Source organism: Bifidobacterium sp. SO4 (assembly GCF_018555355.1).
Lineage (GTDB): Bacteria > Actinomycetota > Actinomycetes > Actinomycetales > Bifidobacteriaceae > Bifidobacterium > Bifidobacterium miconisargentati.
The window spans coordinates 1-8,221 of record NZ_JAFEJP010000027.1; the positions used below are offsets into that span (position 1 = coordinate 1).

The following is an 8,221-nucleotide window of genomic DNA, read 5'->3' on the forward strand; positions in this document are numbered from 1 at the left end:
GCCGCTTCGTCGCCATGCTGATCCTGTCTTCCATACGACAAGCCAAACAGACCAACCCGGTTTCGCGCTCACTCCAGGTGAGGCACCACTACCCATTTCGCGCTCAAAAAACGTGAGGCACGTCGCGGGCCACAGTCCATATATGCGCATGTATTACGATGTATTACGTGGTTGGCCATAAGCCGATGATCCCTACACGGCTCCGGCGTAAAGCCCCGCGAGGTACTCGCCCGTATCACGCAGGGAATCGCGCAGGGATTGCGGGGACAGCACCTCGATGAGCTTGGTCGCAGCGTACTGCAGGGCCCAGCACAGGACGGCGTACTCGTTGGCCGTGACCCACACGTCGTACACGTCCCCGTCAAGCCGCGTGACCTTGGCGTCGTCGAACCAGTCATAGACGGGCTCCAGCGTCTTCCGGATCCTCAAATGAACGGGCACGGCCGCCTCGCTCATCGGATAGGGCCGCTCCCCCATATGACGGTCCAAATCGAACGGGACACCCGGATGAGGGTTGAGGCTCTCGAGCGTCCGCTCGAGCGAATGGTCGGCCCCGTCGACCCTCAGGTCGCGGATACGCTCCACATGCAGGTAGGACAGGCTCTCGTATGAATGCATGTGGCAGATCAGGTAGTACTTGCCGTTCCGGTACATCAGCCGGTACGGGTCCGCACGGTATTCCCTCACATGGCCCTGCGCGTCGCGTCGCGGCACGAGCGAACCGTCCACATCGTACGTGCAGTAATGGAAGCCGATGGCCCTCTCATGGTCGATGGCGTCGTTCAACAGCTCGATGTTGTTGAGGAACTCACGGTTGTAGTTGCGCGGCGTACGCGGCTCACCCATGTCGTCGACCTGCCCGGAACGGCCGGCGAACGAATACACCTTGGCGATCAGATCACGCAGATAATCGCCATCCGAACGGGAAATGACCGCCCCATCCGCAAGCAACCGCATCTGCGCGGTATCGAACACGGGCTCGATATACCAGCCCGGTCTCGGATCGGCGCTCTCCGCATGCTCCAGGTCACGGCGCATGATCCGCCCGACCCTGCGCCCGAACGGCTGGATCCCCTCCAACGTATGCAGATGCCCACGCACGGTCTTCTCGGTCACCCCGAGCTGTTCGGCGATCCAAGCAGCACTCACCCCGTGCTCGCGATCCGTATGGCCATCCAGCAGTTCGAGGATGCCGACCACGATCTGCGATGTGGGAGGAGCAGGACGAGTCGCCACAACCATACGCACACCGCCTTCCCTACCGCTGGGCGCGGCGACGGTTCTCGACGAGCCTCGGAGCGATCACGTGCATACGCGGCGACGACGGCTGTTGTGCGGCCTCCTCGATCTGACCGTAGAAAAGCCGCTGGCACACGTCGCGGCATTTGCGCATGACGCCCAACAGGTCGTTTTCGAAGTGCTGGCCGCGATGCGCGCCGTAACCGAGGTATACGGCGATGCCGCCGAGCGAGTACATGTCGTCCGGAAGGATGTCCGCCTGGTTGGCACGGCCGGACCACAGGTAGTTGCCGTTGCGGGCCGCGGTGCACAGCGTCCATGCCTTGCGCAGCTGGATGGCGTCCACCGGGCTGATGAGTTTCTTGGCCTCAAGCACATCCAGCGCCTCCAAGGTGCCGTTGACCCGGAGGTCGCGGATGTCCCCGGCATGCTGCAACTGCATGAGCTGCACGGTCCACTCCACATCGGAAAGACCGCCCTTGCCGAGTTTCAGATGACGCTCGCGGCGCACGCCGCGCGGCAGTCGCTCGGCCTCCATGCGGGCCTTGAGCCGGCGGATGTCCTGCAACTCGGTTTCGGTCAGTTCCGTAACCGGATAGCGCAGCGGGTCGGCGATGTTGATGAGGAAATCGCGACCGAGTTCGGCATCGCCCGCCGCATACCGGGCGCGCAGCAGTGCCTGCCTCTCCCAAGTGGAGGACCACGACTCGTAGTACTCCTCGCAGGAGGCGTACGAGCGCACGATCGGCCCGTTCTTGCCTTCCGGCCGCAAATCCAAATCGAGTTCGATCTTGGGCTCGAGCGTGGTGGGTCCCTGCAGGATGTTGCGCAGATCCTCCACCACCTTCTTGGCGAAGGCATTGGCCTGTGCGTCGTCCGCGTCGTCGGCCGGCCGGTAGATGAGGATCGCGTCCGCGTCGGAGCTGAAGTTCACCTCACGACCGCCGTATCTGCCCATGGCGATGACGGCGAGGCTCGCCGGCGCATGGTTCGCACCGAACGCGGCGGTCTGGCGGCGCACGGCCCAGGTCAGGGAGGCATCGATGATGGCGTCGTACACGTCGGTCATGGCCTTGAGGCTGGCATCGTCGGTCATGACGCCGCTCATCCAGGCCAAGCCTATGCGTTCGATCTCGTGACGGCGCATGGCACGCACGGAGTTGGCGAATTCGTTGATGCTGGAGCCGAACCGCTCCAGCGCGGAGTGCGTCTGCACGTCCAGCGCCTCGCGCGTGCGGGCCTTAAGATCGTCATCATCGCCCAGCCAGCTGATGGATTCGACCGACTTGTTGAGCGCGTCGCCCAGGAATCGGGAGTTGGACAGGATGTGGCACAGGCGCTGCGCCGCCGAAGTGGAGTCGCGCAGGAAGCCGAGGTAGCTGGAGTCGGTGCCGAAGTTCTCCTCCAGCTTGCGCCAGTTGAGCAGACCCATGTCCGGGTTCTGGCCCTCGCCCAGCCACTGCAGCACGGCGGGCAGGATGATGCGGTTGATCTTGGCCGCTCGGCCCACGCCGGCGGTGAGCGCCTGCACGTGGCGGATGGCGGCCTGCGGATCGCCGAAGCCGATGGATGCGAAACGCTCCTGGGCCACTTCGACGCTCAGGTTGATCTGGTCGTCCTCAAGCTGGGCGTTGACCGGCAGCATCGGACGGTAGTAGATGTCAAGATGCAGGTGACGGACCTCACGGCGCACGTCGTCGTACTTTTCGACGAGCTCCTCCGGGTGCAGGCCGAACGCGCGGGCGAGACGACGCAGCTCCTGGTTCCGGTTGAGCTCGTCCACGTCGATGTCGCGCTTCTTCTCCAGTCCGCCCACCGAAGCGCGGCCGAGATCCGGGAACAGGTGCGTGCGCTTGAGGGACCAGATCTGCTGGCGATGCTCCATCACACGCTCGAACCGGTAGTCCTTGGACATGCGCACGGCCTGTTTGCGGGAGATGTAGCCGCCTTCGGACAGACGCTGCAGCGAGTCGAGCGTGTTGCTGGTGCGCAGCGATTCGTCGGTGCGGCCGTGGACGAGCTGCAGCATCTGCACGGTGAATTCCACGTCACGCAGGCCGCCGCGGCCGAGTTTGATCTCACGATCCTTCAGGGGCGCGGGGATGAGGTTCTCGACGCGCTGGCGCATCTTCTGACAGTCGTAGACGAAGTTCTTGCGTTTGGAGGCCGTCCAGACGAACGGGCGGGTCATGTCCATGTACGCCTTGCCGAGGTCGGGGTCGCCAGCCACAGGACGGGCCTTGAGCAGGGCCTGGAACTCCCAGTTCTCGGCCCACTGCTCGTAGTAGGTCTTGTGTGATTCGAGCACACGGACCAGCTGGCCATCCTTGCCCTCGGGGCGCAGTCCCCCGTCGATCTGCCACAACGGCTGTTCGGCCACGCCCATGATGGCGGACTGGCAGACGCGCTGCAGCATGGTGCCCATTTTGGTGCCCACGCGGATGAGCGTCTGGTGGTCGGTCTCCTTGTCCGCCGGTTCGACCACGTAGATGAGGTCCACGTCGGAGACGTAGTTCAGTTCCTGGGCGCCGAGCTTGCCCATGCCGATGACGGTGAAGCGCACATGCTCGCTGTCAGGCACTTCGTGGCGGGCGATGGCCAGCGCGCCTTCGAGCGCCGCGTCGGCGAGATCCGACAGTTCACGGCTGATGGTCGGCTGGATGGCGGTGGGGTCGTCCGCCACGGCATCCTGGGCGATGATGGCGGCCAGTTGCTTGCGATAGCTGGCGCGCAAGGCCGTGGCCGCCTCGGCCAGGTCCTTGGTGGCCACCGGATGCGCCGGTTCGTCCGGGTCCGCGCCTACCGCCCTGAGCAGGTGCGCGCGACGCTGGGCATGGTTGAACAGGTGGCTTTCGCAGTTGTCCACCGCCGCGGCCTCGACGAGGTCCGGCTTGAAGCGCATGAACTTGCCCATGGCGTCCGAGACGCCGAGCACGGTGATGAGGCGCTTGAGTGCGGCGCCGTCAGGCATCACGCGGCTCAGGTCGCGGCCGCTGGATTGCATGGCGTTGACGATGTCCACAAAGTTGCGCAAGGCCACGTCCGGGTCGCAGGCGTGGGCCAGCATGCCCAGCAGTTCCGCACGACGTTCGTCGGGGATGCCGTCCGCCTTGAGCTGGTCGAACAGCGTGCGGGATTTGTCGAGATCCTGCAGGCCCGCCCGGATGAGGTCCATTGCGCTGGGATTGAACGTCGTCTTTAGCTCCATGGAATTCCAGTGTAACCGGTCTGCGGCGGTGTTTCGCGTCAGTCTGGCGGAAATCAGAGAATACACGCTCCTCGGCTCCCCTTGACAGGGGAGCTGTCGGCAAAGCCGACTGAGGGGTAGCCGAACGAGCTGCCGAGAGGCGGCGGAAAACAGTGTATCGGTCCTATGGCCGATACCTTCGTCAGTCGACGGTGAACAGCGGTTCCACGTTGCGCCAGATGCGGCGGGTGGTGGCCGCGTGGTTCATCGAGTACAGGTGGATGCCGTCCACGCCGTGGGCCACCAGATCGGCGATCTGCTGGGAGGCGTAGGCGATGCCGGCCGCATGCAGGGCTTCGGCGTTGCCTTCCCAACGGTCGAGCATGGCGGCAAGATGGTCCGGGATGCGCGAGGCGTTGCGTTCGGCCATGCGGCGCACGGATTTGGCTCCGCGAACCGGCATGATGCCGGCCTCGATGGGCACGTCGATGCCGGCTGCACGGGCCTTGTCAAGGAAGCGGTAGAAGTCGTCGTTGTCGTAGAATAGCTGGGAGATCAGGTGCGTGACGCCCGCGTCCACCTTGATTTTCAGATGCTCGATGTCCTCGTCCAGCGATGCGGACTGGTAGTGGCCCTCCGGATAGCAGGCGCCGAACACCTTGAGCTCGGGCTTGCGTTCGCGGATGTAGGCCACGAGGTCGCTGGCGTGCGGGAAGACGCCGACGGTCTCCTCCCCCTCGATGTAGTCACCGCGCAGGGCGAGCACCGCCTCCACGCCGGCCTGTTCGAACATGTCGAGCGCCTCATCCACTTTCGCCTTGTCGGAGTAAAGGGCGGTCAGGTGGGCCACGGCCGGGATATGGTATTCCTGGCGGATGGTGTTGGCGATGCGCGCGGTGGCCGTGCGGTCCGTGTGTGTGCCGTGGCCGTAGGTCACCGAGATGAAGTCGGGATCCAGGCCTTCGAGCCCGTCGAGCGTGTCATAGATGGTGCCGACCGGGGCGTTGCGCTTCGGCGGGAACACCTCCAGCGAAAACATCGGGGTATGCATGTTGCTTCCTTAGCACAATTGCGACATAATGCGGCTCCCCTCTTTGAGGGGAGCTGTCAGCGAAGCTGACTGAGGGGAGCGTCATGAGCTAATCGCCCCGACTCCCCTCAGCCGCCTACGGCGACAGCTCCCCTCAAAGAGGGGAGCCGATAACCTATTTAACGTGTCCAGCTACTACTTGGCGAGCTTGGCGCGCACGGCCTTGGCGGCGGCCACCAGATGCTCCAGGCTCGGCCAGGTCTCGGCGTTGCCGCGGGTCTTCAGACCGCAGTCCGGGTTGATCCAGACCTTCTCGACGTCCATCTTCTTGAGAATCTCGTAGATGCGGTCCTCGATCTCCTGCTCGGAGGGGATGCGCGGCGAGTGGATGTCGTAGACGCCCGGGCCGGCCTCGGTCTCGAAGTGGGCGTCGTGGATGGCGTCGAGCACCACCAGATCGCCACGGGAGGCTTCGAAGGAGATCACGTCGGCGTCCATCGCGTCGATGTCGCGGATGATGTCGTTGAACTCCGAGTAGCACATGTGGGTGTGGATCTGGGTGGTGGGCTTCACGGCGGAGTGCACCAGACGGAAGGCGGGCACGGCCCAGTCGAGGTACTTGACGTGCCAATCGGACTTGCGCAGCGGCAGCTTCTCGCGCAGGGCGGCCTCGTCAATCTGGATCACCTTGATGCCGGCGGCCTCGAGGTCGAGCACCTCGTCGCGGATGGCGAGGGCCAGCTGCTTGGTCTGCTCCTCGTGGGTGATGTCCTCACGCGGCCAGGACCAGTTGAGGATGGTCACCGGGCCGGTGAGCATGCCCTTCATCACATGGTCGGTGCGGGACTGGGCGTACGCGGACCACTCAACGGTGATCGGCTTGGCGCGGGAGACGTCGCCCCAGACGATCGGGGGCTTGACGCAACGGGTGCCGTAGGACTGGACCCAGGCGTTCTTGGTGAACAGGAAGCCGTTGAGGTTCTGGCCGAAGTACTCGACCATGTCGTTGCGCTCGAACTCGCCGTGGACCAGCACGTCCAGGCCGATCTCCTCCTGGTGCTTGATGCAGGCGTCGATCTGGGCCTTGATGAACTCGTCGTAGGCTTCCTTGGTGATCTCGCCCTTGCGCAGCTTGGCACGCTCGGCGCGCACCTCCTTGGTCTGGGGGAAGGAGCCGATGGTGGTGGTGGGCAGCAGCGGCAGGCCGAGGGCCTCGCGCTGGAGCTTCTGGCGCTCCTCACGGGCGGGCTGGCGCACGTAGTCGTCGGCGGTCAGGCCGTTGACGCGGTCGGCGACGGCCTGATCAGCGGCCACGCGGGTGCCGTCGAACAGGGCCTGGTTGGCGGCGAGGGCCGCGGAGGCCTTCTTCTCGTCCTCGGTGGCGTCGGCGAGGACGGCCACTTCCTTGAGCTCGCCGAGCTTTTCGACGGCGAAGGCGAAGTGCTTGAGATCATCGGCCGGGATGCCGGTCTCGCCTTCGGTACTGAACGGCACGTGCAACAGGGAGGAGGCGGTGGAGACGGCCACGTTCGGCGTGACCTGCTTGAGGGCGTCCACGAGGCCGAGGGAGATGGCGTAGTTGTTGCGCCAGATGTTGCGGCCGTTGATCACGCCGGCGAAGATGGTAGTGCCGGAGGCGACGCCGTACTTGGCCACGGCCTCGAGGTTCTCCTCACGGCCCTCGTTGAGATCCAGGCCGATGCCGTCGAAGCCAAGCAGGTTCACGGTCTCGTACACGTCGGCGATGTGGCCGAAGTAGGTGTTGAGCAGCACCTTGACGCCGGCCTTGGCGGCCAGGATCTTGGTGTAGAGCGTCTTGAAGAGCTCCACGTCGCCCGGCTCCTTGTCGAGCACCAGGTAGGGCTCGTCGAGCTGCAGCCACTGGGCGCCGAGCTCATTGAACTTGGTGAGCACTTCGGCGTAGACGGCGGCCACAGCGTTGACCAGGCCCTTGTCGTACTCCAGTTCGGTGGCCTGGTCGGTGCGGGCCAGCTTGAGGAAAGTGTACGGGCCGATGAGCACCGGCTTGGTGAGGATGCCGAGGGCCTTGGCCTCGTTGAACTCGTCGAACGGCTTGGTGGAGTTAAGCTTGATCTCCTCGCCGGGCTCGACCTCGGGCACCAGGTAGTGGTAGTTGGTGGTGAACCACTTCTTCATCGGCAGGGCGGTCACGTCGCCCTTGTCGCCCTGATAGCCGCGGGCCATGGCGAAGAGCGTGTCCTCCGGGTTTTCGAAGGCCAGACGCTCGTAGCGCTTGGGGATCACGTTGAGGAGGATGGCGGTGTCCAGCATCTGGTCGTAGTAGCTGAAGTCGTTGCTGGGAATCAGGTCGATGCCGGCGGCCTGCTGCAGCTTCCAGTGCTTGGCGCGCAGTTCGGCGGCGGTGGCCTTGACGGCGGCGAGGTCGTTGGCGCCCTTCCAGTAGCCTTCGATGATCTTCTTCAGTTCGCGGTTCTGCCCGATGCGCGGGAAGCCGGAGACGGAAGTCAGAGTGGACATGAATCCTCCAATGTATGCGTTCGTAACCCGATTAGGGTATCAAACCATCGGCGTTTCAAGCCCATAAGAAAGTGCTGGGTGTCGTTATAGGAAATAGTTATATCGGCTGTTCCCGCCCCCTCTCAGGGACGCCGGGAACGGGGCGGGTTCTAGTGATCGTTGCAACGCTTGGCCGGGTGGCGGGAGTCATGTATGGGCAGGTGGGTTTTCGAGGGCGTGGAGTACGCGAGTCGGGGTCTTATGTGCGAGGCGAGGCGGGAACGCTA

The 8,221-nt window shown here is 64.3% G+C and carries 4 protein-coding genes; all 4 read right to left on the reverse strand.

Features of this window, described 5'->3' with window-relative positions:
• Window positions 1–192 precede the first annotated feature (192 nt).
• Window positions 193–1,242 (reverse strand): WYL domain-containing transcriptional regulator, encoded by a 1,050-nt coding sequence (locus JS536_RS11545; RefSeq protein WP_214357040.1) that lies wholly within the window; start codon window positions 1,240–1,242, stop codon window positions 193–195.
• Window positions 1,243–1,258: 16 nt separating this feature from the next.
• The gene (locus JS536_RS11550; RefSeq protein ID WP_214357041.1) at window positions 1,259–4,447 is read right to left on the reverse strand and encodes a bifunctional [glutamine synthetase] adenylyltransferase/[glutamine synthetase]-adenylyl-L-tyrosine phosphorylase; all 3,189 of its coding nucleotides are present in this window, start codon (window positions 4,445–4,447) and stop codon (window positions 1,259–1,261) included.
• Window positions 4,448–4,628: 181 nt separating this feature from the next.
• Window positions 4,629–5,477 carry a methylenetetrahydrofolate reductase [NAD(P)H] gene (metF, locus tag JS536_RS11555; RefSeq protein WP_214357042.1) on the reverse strand — a complete coding sequence of 283 codons (849 nt, stop codon included), beginning with the start codon at window positions 5,475–5,477 and terminating at the stop codon, window positions 4,629–4,631.
• Window positions 5,478–5,651: 174 nt separating this feature from the next.
• On the reverse strand, window positions 5,652–7,955 hold the full coding sequence (gene metE / locus JS536_RS11560) for a 5-methyltetrahydropteroyltriglutamate--homocysteine S-methyltransferase (protein ID WP_214357043.1): 2,304 nt from the start codon (window positions 7,953–7,955) through the stop codon (window positions 5,652–5,654).
• Between the last annotated feature and the right edge of the window lie 266 nt (window positions 7,956–8,221).

What these genes read in the sequence shown, in the direction of transcription:
- metF (WP_214357042.1), bottom strand. Translation starts at nt 5,477, where the DNA reads ATGCATACCCCGATGTTTTCGCTGGAGGTGTTCCCGCCGAAGCGCAAC.
- metE (WP_214357043.1), bottom strand. Translation starts at nt 7,955, where the DNA reads ATGTCCACTCTGACTTCCGTCTCCGGCTTCCCGCGCATCGGGCAGAAC.
- JS536_RS11550 (WP_214357041.1), bottom strand. Translation starts at nt 4,447, where the DNA reads ATGGAGCTAAAGACGACGTTCAATCCCAGCGCAATGGACCTCATCCGG.
- JS536_RS11545 (WP_214357040.1), bottom strand. Translation starts at nt 1,242, where the DNA reads ATGGTTGTGGCGACTCGTCCTGCTCCTCCCACATCGCAGATCGTGGTC.